This window comes from Albidovulum aestuarii (assembly GCF_029961185.1).
Taxonomy (GTDB): Bacteria; Pseudomonadota; Alphaproteobacteria; order Rhodobacterales; family Rhodobacteraceae; genus Albidovulum; species Albidovulum aestuarii.
The window spans coordinates 80064-106141 of the sequence record NZ_JASBQQ010000007.1 but is presented as its reverse complement, the minus strand read 5'-3'; the positions used below and the strand labels follow the sequence as shown (position 1 = coordinate 106141).

Sequence of the window (26078 nt, the reverse complement as noted above, 5' to 3'; positions counted from 1 at the left end):
CGAACCGCCATCCTGAGGATAAAAGTCGCTGCATGACTCATGCCGCGCAGCACAGCTACAAAATCCAGCTAACTCTGCCTACCGAAGAGGCAACGACGCACATAGCATCCCGGATCTCTGAGATGCTTACGATCGGCGACACCTTATTGATCAGTGGCCCGATTGGTGCGGGGAAAACGCATTTTTGTCGTACTCTGATCCAAAGCCGTCTGAGATCAGAAGGCAGGATGGAGGAAGTCCCTTCACCGACCTTCACGCTCGTTCAGATTTACGATCTGAACAACGTCGAAATCTGGCATGCCGATCTCTATCGCGTAACGAACCCAGACGGTGTGATGGAGCTTGGATTGGGTGACGCGTTCGAAACCGCAATTTGCCTGGTTGAATGGCCTGATAGACTGGGCCCCGAGCAGCCAAGGAGCGCGTTGTCGCTGGAGATTGCAGCGGGCAAAGGAGAGAATAGCCGAGTGGCGACTTTTTCCGCTTCCAGCCCCCGATGGGCCCCGGTTTTCGCCCTGCTCACAACAATTCAGGCCAATCTGGAATGAACGACCGATCCGAGCTGATCAAAGGCTTTCTCGAAAGCGCCGGATGGGGGGATGCACAAAGAACCGTTCTGGCCGGGGACGCCTCCGAACGACGCTATGAACGGCTGGTCCTGAATGGTGAACGCGCGGTCCTTATGGACGCGCCACCAGACCGTGGCGAGGACACGCAACGGTTCACGCGTATGGCGAGCTGGTTACGCTCGAACGGTTATTCGGCACCCGACATCTTAGACAAAAACCATGCCGCTGGCCTGGTACTCCTCGAAGATCTCGGCGATGACCTGTTCGCCCGGCTCATGTTGCAATCACATGATCTGGAAATCCCGCTCTACCGGGCAGCCGTCGATTTTCTCGCCGACCTTCACAATCAGTCTCCCCCATCCTTTCTGACGCCGCTTGGCGCCACCGGTCTTTCCGAGCTCGTCTCGCTGACTCCGCGGTGGTATTTGCCCGGGATCGGTATGGAATCCGTCGGTTGCGCAGATATGCTGCCGGACATCATCGCGGAGCTTTACGGCACCTTAGCAAGCGAGCGAATGGTCACCAGCCTGCGCGACTTTCATGCCGAGAATCTGATATGGTTGCCAACCCGGACAGGCACTGCACGTGTCGGCCTTCTGGATTTTCAGGACGCCGTTACAGCTCATCCGGCCTATGATCTGGTCTCACTTCTGCAAGACGCCCGGCGCGACGTGTCAGAAGCGACCGAAGCGGAAGCAATCCAATGCTACCTTGACCATACCGGAACAGATGCAGCAGATTTCGGGCCGATCTATGCCCTTCTCGGCGCCCAACGCGCCCTGCGCATCGTCGGCATCTTTGCCCGCCTCTGCCTGCATTTCGGCAAAGCACACTATCTGGACTATCTGCCCCGGGTTTGGCGCTATCTGGAACGCAACCTCGCCCATCCCGCCCTGCAGCCCCTTCGCGTGGCCGTTCAGGACGGATTGCCGGAACCAACACCAGACCGGATCAGAAGGATAAAGGACCAATGCGGCCAGTACCCGACGCCCTGATGCTCTTTGCCGCAGGACTCGGTACCCGGATGGGGGTACTTACGTCCCAGAGGCCGAAACCGTTGATTGAGGTCGGCGACAAGGCCCTTATTGACCATGCGCTGACCCTGGCCGACCAGGCAGGAATCAGACATGTCACCGCAAATCTTCACTACTACCCCGAACAGATACGATCGCACCTTTCAGATCGGCAAAATATCTCGTTCTCGGACGAAACGGACGCGCTGCTTGAAACCGGCGGAGGGTTGAGAAAGGCCCTCAACCTGCTTGGGCCGGGACCGGTTTATACCCTCAATACCGACGCCGTCTGGACCGGAACTAACGCGCTTTCCGAGTTGCGATCACGGTGGGACCCAAACACCATGAGTGCGCTGTTGCTTCTCGTTCCCAAGGCCCGCGCAACAGGCCATTCCGGGAGCGGCGATTTCGATCTGGATCAGTCCGGCCGGATCAGGAGAGGTAAGGACTATGTCTATACCGGCGCACAGATTATCAATCCTGAAGGGATCGAGAACGTGTCCGACCGTGCGTTTTCTCTAAACGTCCTTTGGGATCGCATCCTTGCCGACGGGCGGCTTTTTGGTTGCGTACATAGCGGGGGCTGGTGCGATGTCGGACGGTCGGACTCTATTCCGCTGGCGGAGGCGCTGATCGCCGGGGCTGCCGATGTTTGAAGCACTCCAGAAGCCGCGCGTTTTTGCTCTGCCGCCCGGGGCCGACGTTCCCGGTGCGCTCGTGTCCGGCCTGATGGACCGCCTTGCCGGATACCCGCCCGAGACCTTGCCCAGGGTGACGCTATATCTCAACACCTCCCGTATGCTGCGATCCGTCCGGCAAGCTTTTGACGCGCATGGCGCGTGCCTGTTGCCACGCCTTCGGCTTATCACCGATCTCGGGCAGGATCCGTTGGCTGGCCTTCCGCCTTCAGTGCCGCCACTGCGTAGACGCCTGGAGCTTGCACAGCTTGTCGGGGGTCTCGTTGCCCAGCAAGGCGACTTTGCGCCGGGTACTGCCATCTATGATCTGGCGGACAGTCTGGCCCGCCTTATGGACGAGATGCAGAGCGAAGGCGTCGCGCCAAAAGCGCTTGAGGCTTCGGATCTGGCCGAAAATCACGCGGCACACTGGGAACGCAGCCTCGCGTTTATCCGTATCGTTGCCCGCTATTTCGAAGCGGATGCTGCTCCGGATTCGTCCGCGCGCCAGCGCAAGGTAATAGAGGCTTTGGTCAAGCATTGGCATGACGCGCCGCCCGCCGACCCCGTGATCGTCGCGGGCTCCACCGGTTCACGTGGCGCAACCCAGATATTTCTTCAAGCGGTCGCCCGATTGCCACAAGGGGCCGTCGTGCTGCCGGGTTTCGATTTCGGAATGCCAGAATTTGCCTGGAACAGTCTCTGTTCCGGTCAATTTCCGGCAGAGGACCACCCTCAGTATCGTTTCTGGCCCCTGATGCAGTCTTTGCAGCTGAAGCCCGCTGACATTCCTGCCTGGCAGGAAAACAAGGCACCGGATCCCTCGCGCAATCGCCTGCTGTCACTGGCGCTGCGCCCTGCTCCGGTGACAGACCAATGGATGACGGAAGGGGCAACTCTTGGACTACTTTCTCCGGCAACTGATCACCTGACACTTATCGAAGCGCCCAGTGAAAGGGCCGAAGCCACTGCGATCGCCCTCTGCCTGCGTAAAGCGGCCGAAGACGGGCGGCGTGCAGCGCTCATCACACCGGATCGCAATCTGACCAGACGTGTTTCAGCGGCGCTAGACCGATGGGGAATCCGGCCGGACGACAGCGCGGGTCAGCCATTGGTCCAGACTGCACCCGGGCGACTTTTGCGGCATACCGCTGCGTTACTTGGACGGAAGCTGACGTCCGAGGCGCTGCTGATCCTTCTCAAACACCCGCTGGCGGCCACTGGCGCCGGGGATCGCGGAAACCACCTGCGCTTCACACGCGACCTGGAGCTGAAACTGCGGCGCAAGGGTCCCCCTTTTCCTACCGGCGAGGACCTGACGGCTTGGGCAAGGACCGGTGGTGATGCTGAGCGCGCTGTTTGGGCCCAATGGGTTGCGGCAGTTATCGCCGGGGTAGAGGCCGTTCAGGAAGATACCGTATCGACGTTGCTGGAGATGCATCTTGCAACAACCTGTACGCTCGCCGCAGGTCCCGGTGGCGATGTTAACGACAGTGAGATGTGGCGTCAGGAGGCCGGCGAGCTTTGTCTGCGGACGATGGAAGACCTTCGCCGTGAGGCCGATCATGGCGGTAAGCTGCGTCCTGTCGACTATGCCAATCTCGTGTCTACACTTCTGGCCAATGGCAGCGTCCGTCGTTCAGAGGCAGCCCATCCGCTGATCGCAATCTGGGGTACGCTTGAAGCGCGCGTGCAGGGTGCCGACCTCGTTATCCTCTCGGGTCTGAACGATGGTGTCTGGCCCGCCACGCCTGCACCTGATCCATGGCTCTCGCGTCAGATGCGATTCAAGACCGGATTGCTGCTGCCCGAACGTCAGATAGGACTGTCCGCACATGACTTCCAACAAGCGGCCGCCGCCCCCGAAGTCATCTTTACCCGCGCGATCCGGGATTCCGAGGCCGAAACCGTTCCGTCCCGCTGGCTTGCTCGGCTGACGAACTTGTTGGAGGGTCTGCCCGACCAGCAGGGCCCGACGGCTCTGCGTTTGATGCGGGATCGCGGGAAATCCTGGCTGGACCTTGCCGCGGCTGCGGAGTTGGTGGACCGAACGGCGCCCGCGCAACGTCCTGCGCCGCGACCGCCGGTTGCAGCCCGACCGCGCGAACTGCCGGTCACTGGCATCGAGCGTTTGATCCGGGATCCCTACGCGATCTACGCCCGCTCCATTCTGCGTTTAAGGCCGCTTGAGCCCTTGCGACCGACACCGGATGCCCGACTTCGGGGAAAGGTGCTGCACAAACTGGTCGAGACCTTCATCAAAACGCGACCCCAAGGCGAAAGCGAAAACTCCGCGCACAAACGACTTCTGGAACTGGCGGAATCGGTGCTGGATGCTGAAATCGCCTGGCCAAGTGCCCGGCGATTGTGGCTCGCCAGACTGACCCGCATTGCCGACAGCTTTGTTGCGACGGAAAACAGCCGGCAAGCGGTGGGTGATCCGTTTATAATCGAAAAAACAGGGTCTGTTACGCTGGAAAACGGCTTGTTCACGGTTACGGCCCGGCCGGATAGGATCGACCTTCTGAACGACGGTCGCGTGCATATTTACGACTACAAGACAGGGATTCCGCCAAGCGACAAAAAACAGAAAGCATTCGAAAAGCAGTTGATCCTCGAAGCGGCAATGGCAGAGCGCGGCGGCTTTGCTGAACTTGGGCCCCGCGAAGTCGCTGGTACGACCTATATCCACCTCGGCGGAGAAGGCGGCGAACGGCCCGGTCTGATGGAGGAGGGATTGATGGAGGCCGAATGGGATCGCCTCGGCAAACTCATTGCCGCTTACCTGAAACGCGAAACCGGTTTCATCTCCCGCCGAGCGGTATTTGAATCGAGGCGCCCGGGCGACTATGACCATCTCGCCCGTTTCGGTGAATGGCAGATGAGCGATGCGCCCGTCCCGGAGAATGTGGGATGATGCGGAACGATGCCACCGAGGCGCAGGTCCGCGCCGCTGATCCCAGCCAGTCAACATGGCTTTCGGCCAATGCCGGGTCCGGCAAGACCCGGGTGCTCGTTGATCGGGTGGCGCGCCTGCTGATGGGTGGTACTGAACCACAAAAGATACTTTGCCTCACCTATACCAAGGCGGCCGCCAGCGAAATGCAGAACCGGCTCTTTGACCGGCTTGGCAAATGGGCGATGCTGCCCGAGGCGCGTCTGCGCGACGCTCTGCTGGAGTTGGGGGTGGAAACCGTAGACCGCCCCACCCTGGCGCGCGCGCGCCGCCTTTTCGCACGCGCGATCGAAACGCCCGGCGGGCTGAAGATCCAGACCATTCACTCCTTCTGCGCGTCGCTCCTGCGCCGCTTCCCACTGGAGGCCCGCGTCTCGCCAGATTTCCGCGAAATGGACGACCGAGCGGCGCGGCTCATGCGAGAGGAGATCGTCGAAGAATTGGCGGCGGGCACGGATACTGCGGCGTTCGACGCCATCGCTGGCTTCGTCTCTGGCGAGGATCTGTCGCGGTTCTTGGGCGATTTGTGCCGGAATAGTCTCGATTTTCCCCGCGATCCGAATCGCAACACGGTGCTTGCCATGTTCGACCTTGCGGAGGGATACGAGGCCGCAGACCTTGTGGCGTCCACGTTCATGGGTGGCGAAGCGGAGCTTATCGCGGACCTCATCCCGCTGCTTCTCGGCAGCGGCACGCGGGATTCGGAGGCTGCGGAAAAGCTGCGGGCCCTTTCGCTCGATTCGCCCGATGTCCCGGCGATCGAAGGGCTTGAGCGGGTTCTTCTGCACGGGAAAGGAGCCGCGAAGGCGGGACCGTTTACCGCCAAGACCGGCGCGTTCCCGACCAAGAGCCTGCGAGAAGGCTCGGCCGCGCCGCTCATGCCCGCGCTAGAGGCGCTGATGCTGCGGGTCGAGGCGGCGCGCAACAGACGGATCGCTCTCGCCGCCGCCGAAAGAACGCATGCCTTGCACCGCTTTGCTGCTGCCTTCCTGCCGCGTTACGTGCAACGCAAGGCACAAGGTGGCTGGCTTGACTTCGATGACCTGATCGCGCGGGCCGCCACGCTTCTGTCAGATCGTTCCGTCGCGGCTTGGGTGCTGTTCCGACTCGATGGCGGCATTGACCACATCCTTGTCGATGAAGCCCAGGACACCAGCCCTAGCCAATGGCAGGTGATCGAACGTCTGGCTGAGGAATTTACGTCAGGCGAGGGCGCGCGGGACGCAGTCAGGACGATCTTTGTCGTCGGCGACAAGAAGCAGTCGATCTATTCCTTCCAGGGTGCAGATCTGACGGCCTTTGACGACATGAAACGCCACTTCACCGAAAAACACAAAGCCGCTTCGATTTCGTTCCACGAACTGGAACTGCTGCATTCTTTCCGGTCGTCAACTGCGATCCTGAACATTGTTGATCTGACCTTTGATGAACGCATCAATCGCGGCCTTGGCGGCGCGTTCAAACACATCGCCTTCAAAAATGACCTGCCCGGCCGTGTCGATCTCTGGCCGGTGGTGGCGCCCGTGTCCAAGCCCGATGAAAAGGAATGGTTCGATCCTACAGACATCCTTCCGGACGACCACCATACGGTTGTCCTCGCCCGTCAGATTGCAGGCGAAATCCGCAGGCTCATCGATACAGGCACGCAAATCGATACGAAAGACGGACCGCGCCGGGTGCATGAAGGCGACTTCCTGATCCTGGTCCAGCGGCGGTCCGAGCTATTCCATGAAATCATCCGTGCCTGCAAAGCGGCCGGGCTGGATATCGCCGGAGCGGATCGGCTGAAAATCGGTGGGGAGCTTGCGGTCAAGGACCTTGCGGCGCTTCTTGGTTTTCTGGCCACACCCGAAGACGATCTGGCGCTTGCCGCCGCGCTCCGCTCGCCGCTTTTCGGGTGGAGTGAGAGCCAGCTATTCGATCTGGCGTACGGGCGCGGCGATGCCTACCTATGGTCGGCGCTGCGCGAGCGGGCCGGAGACTTTCCTGAAACTGCGGCCGTTCTTAGCGACCTGCGTGATCAGGCTGACTTTCTGCGCCCCTTCGACCTTATCGAACGCATGCTCACGCGACATGATGGACGACGAAAGCTGCTTGCGCGGCTGGGACCGGAGGCCGAGGACGGCATAGATGCGCTTTTGGCCCAGGCGCTCGCTTTCGAACAAGTCGAGGTACCCAGCCTGACGGGATTTCTCGTCTGGATGGAAACTGAAGACGTCGAAGTAAAGCGCCAGCTCGATACCGCGTCGAAAGCAATCCGGGTCATGACCGTACATGGGGCAAAGGGGCTTGAGTCACCAATCGTCATCTTGCCCGACACCGCCAAGCCGACCGAGAGAATCCGGGACGAGATCCTGCAGATCGATGGCATCCCGGTCTGGAGGACAAAGACCGACGAAAGCCCTCCGCCGATAGCACGCGAAATTGCCGCCGCACTGGAGCGTCAAAGGGAAGAGCGGATGCGTCTTCTCTATGTCGCAATGACGCGCGCCGAAGTGTGGCTGATCGTCTGCGCGGCAGGCGATGTCGGGCAGGGCGCGGACAGTTGGTATGGTCTTGTCGCCGATGCGATGAAGAAATCCGGGGCTGTGAAACCTGACGGTGTTGACGCGCCGTCCGGATCGGTGCTCCGACATTCCTTCGGGGTTTGGCCGGAGGCGAGCGCCGCCCGGACCGTGTCGCGGCCCGGTCTGCCAACATTGCCAGCCTGGGTGACGGAACGCGCACCTGCCATTCAGGGCACACGCGAAACGCTTTCGCCTTCCGGACTTGGCGGGGCAAAGGCCCTGCCCGGCGAGGCAGGCCTGGACGAAGACGTCGCCAAGCAACGCGGGGTCTGGCTGCATCGGTTGCTGGAGCACCTGCCGCTTTGGCCCGAGCAGGAATGGTCGGCGATTGCCCATGCACTCATTAACTCTGGCGACGAAACACCTCTTTCAGGTGAAATTGAGTCTATTCTTGCCGAGGCGCGATCGGTCATCGCGTCTCCGGAAATGGACCGCATATTCGCCGAAGGGACGCTTGCCGAAGCAGAGCTGACGGCCTGTGTTCCGGCCCTTGGCGGGCGCAGACTGCGTGGAACAATCGACCGTCTCATGGTTAGGCCGGACATGGTGCTGGCCATTGACTACAAATCCAACGCTATCGTGCCGGATGGTCCGCAGGATGTACCGGAAGGCATCCTGCGTCAGATGGGGGCCTATGCCGCGATGCTGGCCGAGATTTATCCGGACCGACGGATAGAAACCGCGATCCTTTGGACACGAACGGGCCAACTCATGTCGCTCGATCCCGATATCGTGAGGGGAGCCCTTGCCCGGACCACCATCCCTTGACGCGCCCCATAGCCGGGCCTACCTTCTGCCCAACGCATTCCCGAATTGGAGAACCACCATGGCCACCGTCGCCGTCACCGACGCCACCTTTGACACCGAAGTCCGTCAGTCCGCTATCCCCGTCGTCGTAGATTTCTGGGCCGAATGGTGCGGCCCCTGCAAGCAGATCGGCCCAGCTCTGGAGGAACTGTCCGAGGCCTATGAAGGCAAGGTCAAGATCGTGAAGGTGAACGTGGACGAAAACCCCGATTCGCCCGCCCAGATGGGCGTGCGCGGCATCCCGGCGCTGTTCATGTTCAAGGACGGGCAGATCGTGTCGAACAAGGTCGGCGCCGCGCCCAAGGCCGCGCTGCAAAGCTGGATTGAATCGGCGATCTGAACTGGACAACCGCAAGTAGGAGAGGGCGCCTTCGGGCGCTCTTTTTCTTTCGTACGGTGGGTTTAAACCCACCTTACTTTTAAAGGACCGTCACCTCAAACCGGCAATCGCCCCCTCCGTCGCCGGGATCACGCCTTTCTCGGTGATCAGCGCCGTGACCAGCCGGGCGGGCGTCACGTCGAAGCTCGGATTGGCGACAGCAGAGGCGGGGGGCAGCAGATCGACCTGCGTGATCCCACCCCCCGAACGGCCCGATATGAAGCGGACCTCATCGCCCGAACGGTCCTCGATCGGGATCTCGGCGACGCCGTCCGACACCCGGTGGTCGATGGTGGGTGTGGGCAGCGCCACATAGAACGGCACGCCGTTATCCTGCGCCGCCAAAGCCTTCAGATAGGTGCCGATCTTGTTGCAGACATCGCCCCGCGCGGTGGTCCGGTCGGTCCCGGTGATCACCATATCGACCTGCCCGTGCTGCATCAGATGCCCGCCCGCATTGTCGACGATAACCGTGTGCGGCACGCCGTGACGGCCCAGTTCCCAGGCGGTCAGAAATGCGCCCTGATTGCGGGGGCGGGTTTCATCGACCCAGACATGGACCGGGATACCGGCATCATGCGCCTTGTAGATCGGCGCGGTGGCGGTGCCCCAATCGACGGTCGCCAGCCAGCCAGCATTGCAATGGGTGAGGATGTTGACCGGTGAGCCACCCTTCTTCGCGGCGACATCGCGGATGATCGCAAGGCCGTTATCACCGATGGCCGAGTTGATCCCGACATCCTCATCGCAGACCCGCGCGGCCTCCTCCCACGCCGCCCCGGCGCGGTCGCCATGCGGCAGCGGGCGCAAAACCGCCTCCATACGGTCAAGCGCCCAGCGCAGGTTGATCGCGGTGGGGCGGGTGGCGTGCAGTTGCTCATAGGCCGCACGAAGCGCCGCATCGGAGGCATCGGACCGCATCGCCAGTACCATCCCATAGGCCGCAGTGGCGCCGATGAGTGGCGCGCCGCGCACGAGCATATCGGAAATCGCACGGGCCGCATCCTCGACCACCGTCAGCCGCGCCGTCTCAAACCGGTGCGGAAAGAGCGTCTGGTCGAGGATGATGACCGATTCTCCGTCGGAATCGGGCCAGATCGTGCGATAGGCTTTGCCGTCAACTTTCATGTTCTTTCTCCTGATCCGGCCAGTACTTAGGATAGGCGCAGGTGCGCGGCCTGCAAGTGAAAGCACGCGGACTGGGTTGCGCGGCAGCGAATGCCGCCATATCTCGGGTCGCGACGAGTTGGAGGTTTCCATGGCAGACGACAGTTTCCCCGGCTGGCACGGCACGACGATCATCGGCGTGCGGCGTGGCGGTGAGGTCGTGGTGGCGGGCGACGGGCAGGTCAGCCTTGGCCAAACCGTGATCAAGGGCACTGCCCGCAAGGTGCGGCGGCTTTCGCCCGGCGGGCGTGACGTGGTCTGCGGCTTTGCCGGATCGACAGCGGATGCCTTTACATTGCTGGAACGGCTGGAGAAAAAGCTGGAAGCCGCGCCTGGCCAACTGACCCGCGCCTGCGTGGAGCTTGCCAAGGACTGGCGGACCGACAAATACCTGCAAAAGCTGGAGGCGATGCTGATCGTCACCGATGGCACCACACTGCTGGTCGTGACCGGCGCGGGTGACGTGCTGGAACCCGAACATGACGTCGCCGCCATTGGTTCGGGCGGAAATTTCGCGCTCGCCGCCGCGCGGGGGCTGATGGAAACTGATCTGTCCGCCGAGGATGTCGCCCGCAAGGCCATGGCCATCGCCGCCGATATCTGCGTCTACACCAACGGCAACCTGACGGTGGAGACGGTCCGTGGTTGATGAGGCCAAGACCTTCGGCCCGGCCGACCTACGCGCTGCGGTCGCTGCTGGTCTTGTGACCGAGGCGCAGGCGGCCGGGCTGACCGCGCTGGTGCATGGCCGGGCAGGTAAACGCGCCACCCTTCCGGCCGAGGATGAGCCCTTTGAGTTCTTCCGGGGCTTTGCCGAGATCTTCATCGCCACCGGTCTTGCGATCCTTTTGGCGGGTCTCGCGATCCTTCTGGGCGTTCTCGGCGGCGTGTTCATCCTGATCCTGATCCCCGCGATCATTGCCATCACGGCATGGGCGCTCGCGGGCTATTTCACGCTGAAACGGCGGATGAACCTGCCGTCCATGGTGCTGGTCAGCGCCTATGCTACTGGGCTTTACGTCTCGTTCTTCACCGTAATCAGCCAGATGGATATGGGGCTGAAGGGCATCGCTTTCCTCTCAGCCGCGCTGACGGCGGGGGCGGTTCTGGTCTGGTTCAAACAGTTCCGGCTGCCGTTTTCGATGTTCGTCTTCGGCATCTTCGCGCTTCTGGCGACCTATGCGCTGTTCACCCGCTACAATCCGGGCGGCACAATCGACGATATCGACAGCTGGGCCCGCAGTTTCGCGCCACGCGCCAATCTGACGCTGGCATCCCTCGTCTTCGGCATCGGCGCCTTTGCCGGGGCGATGTGGTTCGACATGCAGGACCCGCACCGGATCGGGCGGCATTCGGCAACCGCCTTCTGGCTGCACCTTCTGGCCGGGGCCGCGCTTGTGAATTCCATCGCGGGCAACCTTTACGGCGGGGGTGGTTCTGCGGCGATCCTGCCGACGACCGTGGCCCTTATGATCTTCGCCCTGATCGCTTTGATCATCGACCGCCGGTCGATGCTGACCGCCGGTATCGCCTATATCGGCGCGGTGATCTACTGGGCCGTTACCGGCGACGGCTATGCTGGGGCGATGGACTGGGCCAAGATCCTGATCATCCTCGGCACGTTTTTCACCGTCCTTGGCACCTGGTGGGTGCAGATGCGCGCAGGCCTCATGCGCGCTTTGCCAAACTTCCCCGGCAAGGACCGGCTTCCGCCCTATTCGGAGAGCAAATGACCAATCTGACCCCCCGCGAAATCGTATCCGAGCTTGACCGGTTCATCATCGGCCAGAAGGACGCCAAGCGCGCCGTCGCCGTGGCCCTGCGCAACCGTTGGCGCAGGAAGCAACTGCCGGATGACCTGCGCGAAGAGGTCTATCCAAAGAACATCCTGATGATCGGCCCCACGGGGGTCGGCAAGACCGAGATATCGCGGCGCCTGGCGAAGCTGGCCAAGGCGCCGTTCCTGAAAGTCGAGGCCACGAAATTCACCGAGGTTGGCTATGTCGGCCGCGATGTCGAACAGATCATCCGCGACCTGATGGACACGGCGATGATCGAGACCCGCGAACGGATGCGGGAAGAGGTCAAGGCGCGCGCCCATCAGGCAGCCGAGGATCGCGTGATCGAGGCCATCGCCGGCACTGACGCCCGCGAGCAGACCCGCGAGATGTTCCGGACCCGTCTGAAGAAGGGCGAACTCGACAATACGGTCATCGAGCTGGAAGTGGCCGAAGCCGCGCCGCAGATGCCGATGATGGACCTGCCGGGACAACAGGGCATGGGGATGATGAATCTCGGCGAGATATTCGGCAAAGCCTTTGGCGGGCGCAAGGTCCGCAAGAAGATGACGGTCGCCGAAAGTTATGACGCGCTGATTTCGGAAGAGGCCGACAAGCTGCTGGATGACGAGGCGGTCAAAGCTGCGGCGCTGGATTCGGTGCAGGAAAATGGCATCGTCTTTCTCGATGAGATCGACAAGGTTTGCGCACGGGCTGAGACGCGCGGCGCCGATGTCAGCCGCGAAGGCGTTCAACGCGACCTGCTGCCGCTGATCGAGGGCACCACGGTTTCGACGAAATATGGGGCGGTGAAGACCGACCACATCCTCTTCATCGCCTCGGGCGCGTTCCACATCGCCAAACCGTCGGACCTTTTGCCCGAATTGCAGGGCCGTCTGCCGATCCGGGTGGAGTTGCGCGCGCTGACCGAAGAGGATTTCGTCCGCATCCTGACCGAGACGGACAATGCGCTGACGCTGCAATACACCGCGCTGATGGGCACGGAAGAGGTCAATGTTTCCTTCACCGAGGACGGCATTGCCGCGCTCGCCCATATCGCCGCCGAAGTCAATCGCAGCGTTGAGAATATTGGGGCCCGGCGGCTGTACACGGTGATGGAGAGGGTGTTTGAGGAGCTTAGCTTCACCGCGCCCGACCGGGCGGGTGAAGCCGTGATCGTCGATGGCGCTTTCGTTGAAAAGAACCTCGGCGATCTGTCCCGTTCGACCGATCTCAGCCGGTACGTCCTCTGATCCTCTGGTACGGCCGACCCCCGTGCTGTATTGCGAAGGCAAGAGGCAGGGGCTTGGCATGTCGCGGATACTCACCGGATTTCTGATCGTCCTGACGCTGGCAGCCTGCGAAACGCGTGGGCGGGTCATTCTGGTGCCCGATGCCGCAAAAACCGGTGAAATAGAGACTGTTTTTGTCGGCACGACGCGGGGACCAAACCCAGAAACCGGCGCGGAGTTCGACCGCGGGCGCAGCGGCACCACGCGCTTCGTCCGGCTCGATGTGGCAATACCACCGGACCGGACGGCCGGCCAGATCCACTGGACGCCGGAGCGGGCCGCGCCCGACCCGAAGATAGACTTCCTTGCGACCAATTTTCAAAAGTACGCCGACAATACGGATTTCCGCACCGATCTTGCGCGCACTTTAAAGCAGGAGCGGCGTGGTGAGCGTGAGGTGACGCTCTTTGTGCACGGTTTCAACAACACCTTTGCCGAAGGCGCATATCGGCTGGCTCAGCTTGGACATGATCTCGATCTCGGCGGAGTTCTCGTCAACTATTCCTGGCCCTCCCGCGCCCATCCGCTTGGCTATGCCTACGACCGCGACAGCGCGCTATTCGCGCGTGACGGGTTGGAGGATCTGCTGAACGAGGTCGTGGCGGCGGGGGCGGAACGCGTACTGATCGTCGCCCATTCGATGGGCTCCGCCCTGACGATGGAAACGCTTCGACAGATTGCCATCGGCGGCAATGAAAAAGTCCGCAAACGGATTGAGGGCGTGGTTCTTGTATCACCTGACATAGATGTCGAAGTGTTTCGCGCACAGGCGACCCGGATGGGAGGGCTGCCACAGCCCTTCCTGATCTTCACCTCGAAGAAGGATCGGGCGCTGGCGCTATCCGCGCGACTGACGGGTCAGCAGGACCGGCTGGGGAATGTCACCGATGTCAGCGAAGTGGCCGACCTCGATGTCACGCTCCTGGACACAACAGCGTTTTCCGAAGGCGGCGGACACTTCAATCCCGGCAACTCGCCGGCGCTTCTGGCAATCCTAAGCCGGATCGCCGATGTCGATACTGCATTGGCGACCGACCGCACCGGTCGACCAGGTCTGTTGCCGGGTGCGGTGTTGACCGTGCAAAACGCGACACAGATCATCTTGCTGCCAGTCACCGCGATCTCGGGCGCACAGCCCTAGCCGCGCCTAAGATAGACATAGAACGCGCCGCCGCCACCGTGTTTCAGATGGGCCGGTGCCACCTGCAGGACCACGGCGCCAAGGGGCGGCTGGCTTAGCCAGTTGGGCAATTGGTGGCGCAATACGCCCATCCGCTGCGGAATCGGCCCATGATCGTCCTTTACCTTGCCCTTGCCGGTGATCACCAAGACCATCCGCTTACCCGAACCCTGAGCGTTCAGGATGAACCGGATCAGCTCAGGATGCGCCTCGGCCACTGTCATGCCGTGCAGGTCGATCCGCGCCTCAGGCTTTACCTTGCCGCGCAACATCTGCTGATGAGTGCGCCTGTCCATGCGCAAGGGCTGGGCGGCAAGCCGCTCCTCCAGTGCGGGAACAAGGTCATGCGCCGCCGTCAGCGGCCTTGCGGTCTCGCCAATATCAAAGTCCGCTGGAGTGGGACGCGGCTTTTTAGGTGGGGCCTTGGATGCTGCCTCGGTCGGTTTGACTGGGATCGAACGCATCGGCCGCGCCGATGCGGCGACGCGGCCCCAAAGTTCCTTTTCCTCTGGGCTGAGCGGACGGCGGCGGCGCGTCATTTCGCGATCCGTTCGGCAAGACTACGCGGAAAAAGCGTCACTAACCTGCCTGAAATCCGCATATCGCCCGCACGGTGCCCGGCATCCTTCCCCGTCCCGCAAAAGACGTCGCCTCGCTGCGCGCCCTTGATAGCGCTGCCCGTATCCTGCGCGATCATCAGGGTTGCAAGCGGCCCGCCCTCGACCCAGACAGGTGCGCCAAGCGGGATCACATCGGGATCGACCGCAACGCTGCGCATCGGCGTGACTGGACAGCCAGCTGTCCCGATCGGGCCGGTGTCAGCATCAAGGTCAAGATGCCGGAAGAAGACAAAGGAAGGATTGTGACGCAGCAGATCTGGCACGGCCTCGGGATTGGCCCGGCACCAGCCGCGGATTCCGTCTGCGGTGATCCCGGCTGGTTCACCGACGCCCCGCCGGGTCAGTTCCTTGCCGATGGAGCGGTATTCGTGACCGTTCTTGGCGACATATCCGTATCGCCGGATGCTGCCATCGTCCAATCGCACTCGGACCGAGCCTTGGACCTGCGCAAAGAATGCTTCGACCGGGTCGGCAAGCCAGACAAGCTCGTTTCCCGTCAAAAGGTTGCCATCCTCGATTTCCGCCCGACTGAACCACGGGCGATCAGCGGGCAGATCGCGTGGGGGAGCATAGAGTGGATGCTCATAACCCAGCGTAAGTATCCCGCTGCCTTCGACTTCAGGTTCGTAGTAACCAGTTATCAGACCGGGTGGCGCACCGGTTTCGATTGGAACAAAATGCTCTTCAAAGAAACTTCGTGCCTGTGCCCGGTCAGGGCGGGGCCAATCCGGTCCAAGCAATTCGACGGTCGCCCTGTATGCAGAAAGGGCCGCGACGTGATCGTCCGCGGCCCAACCGGCAAGATCGCCGAAATCAAGAAGACGCGCCGCCGGCATTACTCGCCGGTGGCGACAAGCTGCCAGTTGGGATCGTTCGACCCCATCTTGCGGGCAAACGTCCAGACGTCACGTTGGCGACGCACTTCGTTCGGATTACCCTCTACGACCTCACCGGCGGCATCTCGCGCGGCGGAAATCAGCTCACTCGCAAAGCGCACGGTGACCTCACCCTCCGTAGAGGACCGGTCAAACTCGGCACCCTGAAGACTGACTTCGCGGATGCCCATGAATTCCGCCGTAACCGTCAGGCCACGCGCGTTGCGGGCTTCGACCACCTCTTCAAGGGTCTCGTAAACATCTGACGACATGAAGGGTTTCACGCTACCCAGATCGCCCTTTTCAAAGGCCATCAGGATCATCTCGTAAGCGCCGCGCGCGCCGGACAGGAATTCTGACACGGAAAAGCTGGGTTCTGCCTGCTTCATCGCGGCAAGCGCCCGTGCAGCATCGCTGTCTTCCGGCACATGGTCGGCAATATCGCGGTCCACACCACCCTCGATCACCTCGAACTTGCCCTTGCGGGTGGCCGTTTGTGGTGCTGGAAGGGGTGGCTTTTCAAACCCCTCGCGCGTACCGAGAACGCTTTTCAGCCGGAGAATGAGGAAGATCGCGATCCCGGCCAGAACCAGGAGAGAAATCACATTGTTATTCATCGGCCGGACCTTTCTTGCCGAGGCGCTTTCACGGCAGGGTTGGTAACTTTGTTGTTCTCCACTTATGTAAGTCACGGGTTGGGTCAAGTCCACTCTGCGCCAGAAAAGGAAAAGGACACGCCATGTGGCTTCTGATCGCGTTCATCGCGGTACCGATGATCGAAATTGCGCTCTTCATTCAGGTCGGAGGTTTTATCGGTCTGTGGTGGACGCTCGCCATCGTCCTGGCCACTGCGGTAGCGGGCAGTCTGCTGGTCCGGATGCAGGGCGCGCTGGCGCTTGCGCAGTTGCGCGGGTCATTGCAGGAGTTGCGGGATCCGACCGAACCGATCGCCCATGGTGCACTGATCCTCTTTGCCGGGGCGCTTTTGCTGACGCCCGGGTTCTTTACCGATACGGTCGGCCTTCTGCTGCTGGTTCCGGCAGTTCGGTCATCGGTCCTGCGCTATCTCGCGAGCCGCGTAAGGGTCGAGCGCTTTAACGTCGGTGGTATGCCGCCCCGGCGGGAGCAGCACCGACCGGATGTCATAGACGGAGATTTCGTGGAAATCGATCCCGACAACGACCCGCGCCCGCCTTCGGGTTGGACCCGGCATTGAGCCTGTCCCTGCAAGGTGCTACACCCGCGCCGACTTGATTTCCTTGGGAGAGACCAGATGGCCGAGAACGGCAACGGGGCTGCACCGGAGCAGCCGCAGGCAGCGCAGGCGCCGCAGGTGAAGATGAACGTGCTGGGGCAGTTCATCCGCGATATGTCATTCGAGAATATCGTGGCGCAGAAAGGCGTCTCCAGCGCCGATATCCAGCCCGATATCCAGGTTCAGGTCAGCCTCGATGCCCGCAAACGTGGCGTTGAGCACCAGTACGAGGTCATCTCGAAGTTCAAGGTGACCTCGGCCAACAAGGCCGACAAGTCGCCGCTCTTTCTCCTGGAGCTGGACTATGGCGCGATCTTCCATGTCGAAGGCGTACCGGAAGAACAGCTGCATCCATTCCTGCTGATCGAATGCCCGCGCATGGTGTTTCCATTCGTGCGGCGCATCATCTCGGATGTGACCCGTGACGGCGGTTTCGCGCCGCTGAACATCGATACGGTCGATTTCCTGGCGCTTTACCGGCAGGAGCTTGCCCGTCGGGCAGCCGAGCAGAAGCCGGCCGAACAGGTTTCGTGACAGCGTCGGCCGATCTGATCCCTGCCTGGGTCGAGGGGCGTCTTGCGCCCTTCGACAAGATCGGCGCGCATCTCGAGGGCCTGCGCCACAAGGCGGTGTCGGTCTTTCTTATGGATGGCGACAGGGTGCTGATCCAACGCCGGGCCATGGGCAAATATCATACACCCGGCCTTTGGGCGAATACTTGCTGCACCCACCCCCATTGGGATGAAACGGCCGAGGATTGCGCCCGGCGGCGTCTGGCCGAGGAGCTTGGCATTACAAATGTCGATCCCGTCTTCGCCGATCAGGTCGAATACCGCGCTGATGTAGGCGGCGGCATGATCGAGCATGAAGTGGTGGATATCTTCACCGCTTACGCACCCGGGGGGCTATCGGTTGTCCCGAACCCCGATGAGGTGATGGACGTGCGCTGGGTGACGCTGTCGGATCTGATTTCGGAGGTTGTGGCGGAGCCCGCGCGGTTTACCCCATGGCTGCGCATCTATCTGGCCGAGCATCGCGCCCGGATATTCGGCGTCTGATTTCAGGGCAGACGCCGGGGGACTTCGCGTCCCCCGGACCCCCTGCGGAGTATTTCCCGACAGAAAGTGGGATCAGGCGATCTCCATTTCCTCCAACAGCACAGCCCAAGCCGCGCCGTGCATGTCGCGGTCAGAGCGCGTGCCCTGTATGGCCGGGCGGGGCAGCGAGAATTTTACTACGTTAAGGTCGGCGATATCGAAACGTTTGACCTGCGCAGGATCGATGCGGAAGAGGGCCGCGACCATTTCGGTGTCCAGCGCAGAGGAGATTCGTTCAAAATCGACTCTGTTCCGGCAGAAAATGTCGATTGTCAGCCAGAAGGGTCCGGCGTTCTTAGAGCGTACCTTCTGCGCGATCTGGCCAAGCTCAATCATCACCGACCTCATTCGTGACAAGGCGGAAGGCCGACATCGGGTCGTCGAGGGTCAACACATGATGCAGGCAGAATTCGTAGAGCGCACCGCGTGGCATTTCGGCGGGAGAGAACGGGAAGGCGAAGGTCGGCATCGGTTCGTCTTCAGTTAGCGCATGGTGAAGGAGGTAAGGGTTCAGGATCTTGCCGATCTCGGCTGCCTGCGCTTCGGTCGGCGCGGTGGCTATGGCGAGGACGCCGACCTCTGACGGCAGAGGGCCCGACTTTTCGAGAGGGCCAAGCGTGGCATCGAGGCCGATGAGGCGCAGTTCGATGTCGAACTGATCCTCGGCCAGTCCCATCCGGTCGGCGGCTTCACCCCGCGCCCGCGCCGCGACCTCTGCCACCCAGCCGCGCGCATTGGCAACATAACTGCGGTCACGCAGGAGGGTCAGGCTGACCGACTGGTAACCCGCAATGCGCGCGCCTTCGAGTTTCACCGTGTAGGTGCCGGGCCGCCAGACCGAGCCCTCGACCCGGACGCGCCGGTCATCAAGCGCGGTGTATGTGGCGGCGGCCACATCAAGCACCCCGCCCGGTTCGTGCAGCAGGAACGGGTCAGTGTTTTCATAGAGCATGTGGGCGGAAACGGTGTAGGGCGTGGCACGGGCGGAGGGGGTGAGGGGTTCCATCGTGAACCCCGTCTCATCGAAATCGATCTGGATCACGCCCGAGGCCGGGTTCGTCGTCGCCAGTGCGCCGCATTCGCCAATCTTGGCGCCGTGCCAGGCACCGCCCGGATTGGCGCCGCGCAGGATTGGCAGGGCGGCGATAATGGCGGTGTCAGTGGTGCGGCCCGCGATGGCGATATCGGCGCCGGTCTTCAGCGCGGCGGCGATCTGTTCGGCCCCGGCAAGGGCCACGATATTGGAGCAAGATTGGATCAGGTCCGCGTCGATCTCTGGCGCGGCGGGCAGAGCGGTGATCTGGCCTGCGGTGAACGCCTCTGCGGTTTCAGGCGGATTTTGGCTGGAATAGAGTCTGGTTACGGTCAGTTTTTGGCCCAGTTCCTGCGCCAGTTCGCAGGTAATGTCATAGAACCAGTCGACCGTCGCATCCGCTCCGCAGGTGCCTGCGGTGCCGATCACCAGCGGCACGCCTGCCTGTTCCCGCGCCAGCATCAGGTCGCGCCATTCGGCCTTGGTCGTGGCGCGCGAGTACTTGGAAACGCCCCGCCCGAGATAGGCGGGGCCGCTGTCGGTCGATCCGCCATCGACGGCGATGATATCCGGCCGGGCAGCCACCCCGCGCGCCAGCGCGTCGCGGTCATAGGCAAGGCCCAGCGCCCCGGTCGGGATCAGGACGCGGGTCCGGGCCATCAGTCGGTGACCTTGTCAGCCTCGGCCACCTGCGGCCTCCGCAGCATACCGCGCAGGAAGATCGGCGCGATGAAGCCTGCGGCGGCAAAGATCCAGAGGCCGACAGCAATGGGCGAGGAGAAGAGATAGGTCCATTCACCGCCCGACAGCGTCATCGCATGGCGCAGGTTGTTTTCCATCTGATAGCCCAGAAGGATGCCGAGGATCACCGGCACGGTCGGGATATCCATCTTGCGGAAAGCGTAGCCCATGACCCCGAAGAGGATCATCAAGACGAGGTCAAAATAGCTGCCCGACAGCGAGTAGATGCCGACGAAAGAGATCATCGTGACCCCGGGCAGAAGCACGGCGGGCGGCACCATCAGGACCTTCACGAAGACCCGGACCAGCGGCACGTTCATCAGGAGGAGGACAAAGTTCGCGATCAGGAGCGACGCGATCAGACCCCAGACCACCTCTGGCCGGTCGGCGAAAAGCGTCGGACCGGGGGTGATGTTGAGCGTCATCAAGACCGCAAGCAGAACCGCCGTCGTGCCAGATCCCGGCACGCCGAGCGTCAGCATCGGCACCAGCGCACCGCCGGCCGCGGCGTTGTTTCCGGCCTCAGGCGCAGCAACACCCTTGGCGACACCGGTTCCGAACCCGCCCTTTTCACCCGCGATACCCTTTTCCATCATGTAGGTCAGGAAGGAGCCAAGCGAGGCACCGGCGCCGGGCAGAACCCCCGCGATGAAACCCACGGCGGAAGAGCGCAGCATGGTCCAGCGTGTGGACCACATCTCGGCCCAGGGCACGATGACGCGTTCCAGCTTCACCCCGACCGCGCTGTCGCGGCCGTGGGTTTCGATAAAGAAGAACACTTCGGCCACGGCGAACAGGCCGACAATCGCGACAAGGAAATCGACCCCGTCGCTCAGATGCAGGTTGCCACCGGTGAAGCGGTCGAAACCGGCATTATTGTCGAGCCCGATGGTCGCGATGGCAAGGCCGATCAGCGCGGCCAGCCCCGCTTTGGCCTGATTGCGGGAGGCCATGCCGCCGAGCGTAGCGAAGGCCAGAACATAGAGCGCGAAGTACTCGGCCGGGCCAAACTTGTAGGCGATGCGCGCAAGGTAGGGTGCAACCAGTGCCAGCGCGATGGTGGCAAGAAGGGCGCCGACGAAGGAAGCAACGCCTGAGATTACAAGCGCCTCGCCCGCGCGGCCCTGTTTAGCCATCGGGTAGCCGTCAAGCGTTGTCATCATCGCCGGTTCATCGCCGGGGATGTTCAGAAGGATCGAGGAAATCCGCCCACCATACATCGCGCCGTAATAGACCGAAGTCAGCAGGACGAGCGCCGCCGTGGCATCAAGCCCAAGCGTAAAGGTGATCGGAATGAGGATCGCGACCCCGTTCGAGGGTCCGAGCCCCGGCAGCGCGCCGATGATGGTGCCCAGAAAGCAGCCGATCACGGCAAGCGTCAGCGTCCAGGGCGACAGCGCGACGGAAAACCCGAGCGCGAGATTGGCGAAGATATCCATGAAAGGCTCCTGTCAGCCCGTAAGCGACCGGGGGAAAGCGAAGAGCGAAAGGCCAAGCGCGTATTTGAAGATCACGAAAAGCCCGATCGAGAGGCCGATTCCGACCAGAACGGCGTTTCGTCGGTGCGGCGTGATTTGATAAGAAAGCACCCCGGCGGCGATGGCCGTAGGCACCAGAAAGCCCATCGGTTTCAGCGCATAGGCATAGGCGACAAGCACCACCGTCGCGAAGCCCAGTGCCATCAGGGTCGGACGGGCGGGCCATTCAGGCTCTTCATCCGGGCGCAGCACCAGGACGGCGGCCGAGATGATCATGCCGACGCCGATGATGGTCGGAAAGGCCTTGGGCCCCAGCTTGTCAAAGAGGTTGCCGGGCGGCAGGTTGTAGGCGCTCACGATATACGTGAGCGCCACAAGAATCACGACCAGCCCGAAGACGCGGTCGGTACGGATCACTGGATCACACCGATTTCGCGGCTGAGTTCTTCGGTCTGGGCGACAACGCCGTCGATCCAGGACTGGAAGTCACCGCCAACCTTGGTGAAGGGGGCAAGGCCGTTATCGGTCATCGCCTGCTTCCACTCGGCACTGTCGGCCACGGCCTGCAGACGGTCGGCCCATTTCTGGAAGTCTTCGTCCGAAATACCGCCCGGCACATAGAGGCCACGCCAGTTCACCGCGACAACGTCAAATCCCTGTTCCTTGGCGGTCGGGATATCCTCGAAGCCCGGCACACGCTCTTCGGTCAGGACGGCCAGCGCGCGCACTTCGCCCGACTTGATGAAGCCCACGATTTCTGACATGTCGCCGGTCATCGCCTGGGTGAAGCCACCCACAGTCTGGGTGATCGCATCCGCACCGCCATCGACGCCGATATATTTGACCGAGGTGATGTCGTCGAAGCCTGCAGCTTTCAGGACCTGCAGGGGCTTCATATGGTCAAAACCACCTGCTGCAGACCCGCCCGCGAAGGCGACGGATGCCGGGTCAGCCTTGATCGCCTCGACCATGTCGCTGAGATTCTGGAATGGGCTGTCGGCAGCCACGACGATCACGCCGGGATCAGCGCCGATAGCGCCGACGAAACGGACTTGATCTGCGGTCGCGTCGCCATAGGCCTTCTGCGCGAGGCGCGTCGTAGTGGCCGAGGAGGCTGCAACGATCAGTTCCGGGTCGGTGTTCCGCTCAGCCACAACTGTGGAATAGGCAAGGCCACCCCCGGCACCAGCCATGTTGGTGACCTGGACCGGCGCGTCGACCTGACCGATATCGTAAAGGATCTTGCCGATCTGGCGGCAGGTGAAGTCCCAGCCGCCGCCGGGATTGGCTGGCGCAATGCATTCCGCCGCCCAGACCGAAGAGGCCGCCAAAAGGCTGATCGCGGCGCTGGTGCCCAGCGCCTTCAAGGTCGTGAATTTCATTCTGTCCTCCCAGACGTTTTTCTGCCGGGCAGGCGTGCGAAAGCCGCTGCACCCATCCCCTTGCAAAACCCACGATTCGCCGGGAAGCTGACAGGAACCTGTCATGCGGAGTAAGTGGTGTGCGATTCCTATTGGTTGAGGACAATCCCGATCTGGCTCAATCGGTGGCCGAACGGCTGCGGCTGGATGGCCATGCCGTCGATCCTGCCGGATCTCTCGCCGATGCGGAGGATTGCCTTGGGGCTGCGCAATACGATTTGATCCTTTTGGACATTTCGCTGCCCGATGGCGACGGGCGCGACTTTCTCAGGCAGGAACGCCGAAGCGGCCGCGATACGCCGATCATTGTTATGACCGCGCGGGCTGAGGTGTCGGACCGCGTTGATGTGCTGGACCTTGGCGCAGACGATTATGTCACGAAGCCTTTTGACTTTGCCGAGCTGGAGGCGCGTTGCCGTGCCGTATTGCGGCGGCGCGGCAGCGCCCTGCAAACGGTTCAGCATTTCGCGGGCATGACCTTCAACCCGCTGAACGCCAGCGTTTCCATTGGGGGTGAGATGCGCGAATTGCGGAATCGCGAATTGCGCCTTCTGGAGATTCTGCTCGCCGCGCCCGAACGCATCTTTTCCAAGGCGCAAATCTGCGACCGCCTCTTTTCCTATGCCGAAAGCGTCACCGACAATGCAATCGAGGTCTATGTGGCGCGGTTGCGCAAGAAGCTGGAAGGCTCCGGAGCAAAGATCGAGACGGTGCGGGGCATCGGCTACAGGTTGACGGCGGAATGATCCGCAGGCCGATATCGCTCCGGCTTCGGCTGGTGCTGATGCTTCTCGGCATCGCGGCGGTTCTGGCCATCGTGCTCTATTTCACTGTCCGCACAGTTGCCGATCAGGCGGCCGAGGCGACGCAGGATGGCGTATTGGGGGCGGCGACACTTGCCATTGCCGAAAGTCTTCAGGGCGGGGACGAGGGCGTCAGCGTCGATCTGCCCTATGAAGCGTTTTCCATCCTCGGCTCGATCAGTGCCGACCGGGTCTTTTACCGGATCGACGCCGGGCAGGAAACGCTGACCGGATACGCCGATCTGCCCCCGCCGCCCGAGGCCGGAGCGGCCGTGACGCCGGTCTTTTACACCTCCGCCTATCGCGACACCGAGGTCCGCATTGCCGCCGTGGCCCGCATGGTGTTGGTGGCGCGCAAACCTGTACCGGTTCTGGTGATGGTCGCGCAGACCAGGCAGGGTCAGGAGGCCATCGCCCAGCGCGTCGCCCAGCGCGCGGCAGTGGTCGGTCTTGGCTCGTTCGCCCTTGCCGCGGCCCTGTCGCTTCTGACCGCCGGTGGCGTCATCCGCCCGATCAACCGGCTTGCCGATGCGGTCGGGCGACGCGGACCGCAGGATTTGCGGGCGGTGGATCACCCGACACCGGTCGAACTGAAGCCGCTGATCACGGCGCTGAACGGTTTTATTGCCAGGTTGCGTGGCGCGATTTCGCGTACCGAAACCTTTATCGCCGAGGCCGCCCACCATATCCGCACGCCCTTGGCGACAGTTCGGGCGCGGGCCGAGATCGCCATGCGCCAAAGCAAATCCGAGGAGATGCGCGAAACCCTGCGGGCAGTGATCCGGGCCGTTGAGGAAAGCAGCCGCTCGGCCGGTCAGCTGCTGGACCATGCGACTGTTGTGGCGCGGTCCGACCGGCTCGCAGATGAGCCGGTGGACCTTTCGAAATTGGTCATCGCACAGGCCGAGGCATTTTGCCCGACGGCCGATCTCAAGGACCTGACCATCGCGGTGGAAACGGAACCCGTCACCGTTCAGGGCGACCGCGCGCTGATCGAGGCGGCTTTGCGGAACCTCATCGACAATGCGATCAAATATTCGCCTCCGGACTCCACCGTTGAACTGACGCTGGTCAACGGCGCTTCCGCACGGATAGAGGTGGCCGACCGGGGACGAGGCCTGTCGGGGCAGGAGCAGACCCGCCTGACCAAGCGGTTTGCAAGGGGAGAGAATGCGGGCGACGTGATCGGCTCGGGCCTTGGCCTGACCATCGTCGCCGAGGTCGCCGCCGCTCATGGCGGGCGGTTCGAACTCACGGAACGGGAAGGAGGCGGCACATGCGCGCGGCTCTACTTGCCCTCGGCCTGATCCTCGGGCTGACACGGGTTGCTGTCGGATTCACCGTGGAAGAGGAGGTCACCTTTCCCGCCACGGGTGCTGAGGCACGGGAGCTGACGATCCTGTCGACCACCGACACTGCCGTTATGCGTCCTCTGATCGAGGCATTCCAATCCCGCAATCCGGATGTCACGATCCATTACACCGTCGCCAATTCGCAAGAGGTCTTTGCCGCCATCAACGATGAAGGAGCGAAATTCGATCTGGTGATCTCGTCGGCGATGGACCTGCAGATGAAACTGGCCAATGACGGCTTTGCCTCCGCCTGGCGGTCCGGCCCGACCGCAGCCCTGCCTGATTGGGCCCGTTGGCAGGACCGGCTTTTTGCATTTGCTCAGGAAAACGTCGTGCTGATCACCTCGCGGCGCGGTCTCGAAGGCCTCAGCCTGCCTCAGACCCGCCGCGACTTGATCGAGATGCTGCGGGACCATCCGGAGATGTTCGAAGGACGTATCGGTACCTATGACCCGGAGCTTTCCGGCGCTGGATATCTGTTCGCAACTCAGGACGCCCGGCAATCGGACAGTTTCTGGCGGCTGGCGGAGGTGATGGGCGGGCTGGCGCCACGGCTTTACACCTCATCGAACGAGATGATTACCGACTTGAAACAGGGACGACTGGTGCTGGCCTACAATGTGCTCGGCTCCTATGCCGGACCACGATTGGCCGGGGATGCGGATGCGACGGTGATTGAGCTGGAGGATCACACGTTAACATTGCTGAGGACCGGGCTCGTGCCGGAGAATGCAGGCAATCCATTACTGGGCGGTGCATTTCTGGACTTTCTGCTGGGGTCCGAGGGTCGCGGGCTGCTTCGCGATAAAGCGGGACTGCCGCCTATCGACGAAGCCGCCCTTGCCAGCGGGCCGCATCTGAGGCCCATGCGGCTCGACCCCGGTCTTCTGGTTTTCCTCGACGCGATCAAGCGTCGGGGGTTTCTGGAGGAGTGGTCCTCGGCTCTGAACCGCGACTGAGTTCACGTTTTCGCTGATCTTGCGCCAAAACACGCCCGACGACCTGCGGGGGCGCTGGA

At 62.2% G+C, this 26078-nt stretch carries 25 protein-coding genes; 16 read left to right on the top strand and 9 right to left on the bottom strand.

What is annotated here, in order from left to right; genetic code table 11:
* The first annotated feature begins 32 nt into the window (after positions 1 to 32).
* From tsaE to trxA, 6 genes are read left to right on the top strand one after another with little or no spacing between them, the layout of a single operon-like run.
* Positions 33 to 548: a tRNA (adenosine(37)-N6)-threonylcarbamoyltransferase complex ATPase subunit type 1 TsaE gene (gene tsaE / locus QKW60_RS15620; protein WP_282370067.1), complete on the top strand. Its 516-nt coding sequence runs from the start codon at positions 33 to 35 to the stop codon at positions 546 to 548.
* Positions 545 to 1564, top strand: coding sequence for an aminoglycoside phosphotransferase family protein (locus QKW60_RS15615; protein WP_282370066.1), 1020 nt, complete (start codon positions 545 to 547; stop codon positions 1562 to 1564). Before tsaE ends, QKW60_RS15615 begins: the two co-directional genes overlap by 4 nt.
* Positions 1540 to 2238, top strand: a complete 699-nt coding sequence (locus tag QKW60_RS15610; protein WP_282370063.1) for a nucleotidyltransferase family protein — start codon at positions 1540 to 1542, stop codon at positions 2236 to 2238. The genes QKW60_RS15615 and QKW60_RS15610 overlap by 25 nt, the downstream gene beginning before the upstream one ends.
* The gene (gene addB / locus QKW60_RS15605) at positions 2231 to 5176 is read left to right on the top strand and encodes a double-strand break repair protein AddB (RefSeq protein WP_282370061.1); all 2946 of its coding nucleotides are present in this window, start codon (positions 2231 to 2233) and stop codon (positions 5174 to 5176) included. Before QKW60_RS15610 ends, addB begins: the two co-directional genes overlap by 8 nt.
* Entirely contained in the window at positions 5173 to 8550 is a 3378-nt protein-coding gene (gene addA, locus QKW60_RS15600) for a double-strand break repair helicase AddA (protein ID WP_282370057.1), read from the top strand. The genes addB and addA overlap by 4 nt, the downstream gene beginning before the upstream one ends.
* 58 nt (positions 8551 to 8608) lie before the next feature.
* Entirely contained in the window at positions 8609 to 8929 is a 321-nt protein-coding gene (gene trxA, locus QKW60_RS15595) for a thioredoxin (protein ID WP_282370055.1), read from the top strand.
* A 90-nt stretch (positions 8930 to 9019) separates the two neighbouring features.
* Here the strand turns inward: trxA and mtnA are convergent, their stop codons facing one another.
* Positions 9020 to 10096, bottom strand: coding sequence for an S-methyl-5-thioribose-1-phosphate isomerase (mtnA, locus tag QKW60_RS15590; protein WP_282370053.1), 1077 nt, complete (start codon positions 10094 to 10096; stop codon positions 9020 to 9022).
* A 130-nt stretch (positions 10097 to 10226) separates the two neighbouring features.
* Between mtnA and hslV the strand changes: the two genes are divergently transcribed.
* The 4 genes from hslV to QKW60_RS15570 are packed head-to-tail and all read left to right on the top strand — an operon-like array spanning position 10227 to position 14346.
* Complete coding sequence (gene hslV, locus QKW60_RS15585) at positions 10227 to 10784, top strand: ATP-dependent protease subunit HslV (RefSeq protein ID WP_282370051.1); 558 nt, start codon at positions 10227 to 10229, stop codon at positions 10782 to 10784.
* Positions 10777 to 11868 carry a hypothetical protein gene (locus QKW60_RS15580; protein WP_282370049.1) on the top strand — a complete coding sequence of 364 codons (1092 nt, stop codon included), beginning with the start codon at positions 10777 to 10779 and terminating at the stop codon, positions 11866 to 11868. The genes hslV and QKW60_RS15580 overlap by 8 nt, the downstream gene beginning before the upstream one ends.
* Positions 11865 to 13166 carry an ATP-dependent protease ATPase subunit HslU gene (hslU, locus tag QKW60_RS15575; protein ID WP_282370048.1) on the top strand — a complete coding sequence of 434 codons (1302 nt, stop codon included), beginning with the start codon at positions 11865 to 11867 and terminating at the stop codon, positions 13164 to 13166. The genes QKW60_RS15580 and hslU overlap by 4 nt, the downstream gene beginning before the upstream one ends.
* Positions 13167 to 13224: 58 nt before the next feature.
* Positions 13225 to 14346 carry an alpha/beta hydrolase gene (locus QKW60_RS15570; protein WP_282370047.1) on the top strand — a complete coding sequence of 374 codons (1122 nt, stop codon included), beginning with the start codon at positions 13225 to 13227 and terminating at the stop codon, positions 14344 to 14346.
* Here QKW60_RS15570 and QKW60_RS15565 read toward each other — a convergent pair.
* From QKW60_RS15565 to QKW60_RS15555, 3 genes are read right to left on the bottom strand one after another with little or no spacing between them, the layout of a single operon-like run.
* Complete coding sequence (locus QKW60_RS15565; protein ID WP_282370045.1) at positions 14343 to 14924, bottom strand: Smr/MutS family protein; 582 nt, start codon at positions 14922 to 14924, stop codon at positions 14343 to 14345. The two genes, QKW60_RS15570 and QKW60_RS15565, sit on opposite strands and share 4 nt — an antisense overlap.
* On the bottom strand, positions 14921 to 15841 hold the full coding sequence (gene mltA / locus QKW60_RS15560) for a murein transglycosylase A (protein ID WP_282370043.1): 921 nt from the start codon (positions 15839 to 15841) through the stop codon (positions 14921 to 14923). The genes QKW60_RS15565 and mltA overlap by 4 nt, the downstream gene beginning before the upstream one ends.
* On the bottom strand, positions 15841 to 16497 hold the full coding sequence (locus QKW60_RS15555; RefSeq protein ID WP_282370041.1) for a Tim44/TimA family putative adaptor protein: 657 nt from the start codon (positions 16495 to 16497) through the stop codon (positions 15841 to 15843). The genes mltA and QKW60_RS15555 overlap by 1 nt, the downstream gene beginning before the upstream one ends.
* Positions 16498 to 16619: 122 nt before the next feature.
* On the opposite strand from QKW60_RS15555, the gene QKW60_RS15550 reads away from it, so the two are divergent.
* Genes QKW60_RS15550 through idi form a run of 3 tightly spaced genes read left to right on the top strand, consistent with a single transcriptional unit; the run spans position 16620 to position 18193 of the window.
* Complete coding sequence (locus QKW60_RS15550; protein WP_282370039.1) at positions 16620 to 17096, top strand: FxsA family protein; 477 nt, start codon at positions 16620 to 16622, stop codon at positions 17094 to 17096.
* Between the two features lie 57 nt (positions 17097 to 17153).
* Positions 17154 to 17669: a protein-export chaperone SecB gene (secB, locus tag QKW60_RS15545; RefSeq protein WP_282370038.1), complete on the top strand. Its 516-nt coding sequence runs from the start codon at positions 17154 to 17156 to the stop codon at positions 17667 to 17669.
* Positions 17666 to 18193 carry an isopentenyl-diphosphate Delta-isomerase gene (gene idi / locus QKW60_RS15540; RefSeq protein ID WP_282370036.1) on the top strand — a complete coding sequence of 176 codons (528 nt, stop codon included), beginning with the start codon at positions 17666 to 17668 and terminating at the stop codon, positions 18191 to 18193. Before secB ends, idi begins: the two co-directional genes overlap by 4 nt.
* A gap of 72 nt (positions 18194 to 18265) precedes the next feature.
* Here idi and QKW60_RS15535 read toward each other — a convergent pair whose 3' ends face one another.
* Genes QKW60_RS15535 through QKW60_RS15515 form a run of 5 tightly spaced genes read right to left on the bottom strand, consistent with a single transcriptional unit; the run spans position 18266 to position 22866 of the window.
* On the bottom strand, positions 18266 to 18568 hold the full coding sequence (locus tag QKW60_RS15535) for a DUF4387 family protein (RefSeq protein WP_282370035.1): 303 nt from the start codon (positions 18566 to 18568) through the stop codon (positions 18266 to 18268).
* Positions 18561 to 19925, bottom strand: a complete 1365-nt coding sequence (locus QKW60_RS15530) for an acyclic terpene utilization AtuA family protein (RefSeq protein WP_282370034.1) — start codon at positions 19923 to 19925, stop codon at positions 18561 to 18563. The genes QKW60_RS15535 and QKW60_RS15530 overlap by 8 nt, the downstream gene beginning before the upstream one ends.
* The gene (locus QKW60_RS15525) at positions 19925 to 21445 is read right to left on the bottom strand and encodes a tripartite tricarboxylate transporter permease (RefSeq protein ID WP_282370033.1); all 1521 of its coding nucleotides are present in this window, start codon (positions 21443 to 21445) and stop codon (positions 19925 to 19927) included. The genes QKW60_RS15530 and QKW60_RS15525 overlap by 1 nt, the downstream gene beginning before the upstream one ends.
* A 12-nt stretch (positions 21446 to 21457) precedes the next feature.
* Positions 21458 to 21901, bottom strand: a complete 444-nt coding sequence (locus tag QKW60_RS15520) for a tripartite tricarboxylate transporter TctB family protein (RefSeq protein WP_282370031.1) — start codon at positions 21899 to 21901, stop codon at positions 21458 to 21460.
* Positions 21898 to 22866, bottom strand: coding sequence for a Bug family tripartite tricarboxylate transporter substrate binding protein (locus QKW60_RS15515; protein ID WP_282370029.1), 969 nt, complete (start codon positions 22864 to 22866; stop codon positions 21898 to 21900). The genes QKW60_RS15520 and QKW60_RS15515 overlap by 4 nt, the downstream gene beginning before the upstream one ends.
* Positions 22867 to 22985: 119 nt before the next feature.
* Between QKW60_RS15515 and QKW60_RS15510 the strand changes: the two genes are divergently transcribed.
* Genes QKW60_RS15510 through QKW60_RS15500 form a run of 3 tightly spaced genes read left to right on the top strand, consistent with a single transcriptional unit; the run spans position 22986 to position 26019 of the window.
* A complete protein-coding gene (locus tag QKW60_RS15510; RefSeq protein WP_282370027.1) occupies positions 22986 to 23651 on the top strand; it encodes a response regulator transcription factor in 666 nt (221 codons plus the stop codon).
* Entirely contained in the window at positions 23648 to 25015 is a 1368-nt protein-coding gene (locus tag QKW60_RS15505) for a sensor histidine kinase (protein WP_282370025.1), read from the top strand. Before QKW60_RS15510 ends, QKW60_RS15505 begins: the two co-directional genes overlap by 4 nt.
* Positions 24985 to 26019: an ABC transporter substrate-binding protein gene (locus tag QKW60_RS15500; protein WP_282370023.1), complete on the top strand. Its 1035-nt coding sequence runs from the start codon at positions 24985 to 24987 to the stop codon at positions 26017 to 26019. The genes QKW60_RS15505 and QKW60_RS15500 overlap by 31 nt, the downstream gene beginning before the upstream one ends.
* The last annotated feature ends 59 nt before the right edge of the window (positions 26020 to 26078 follow it).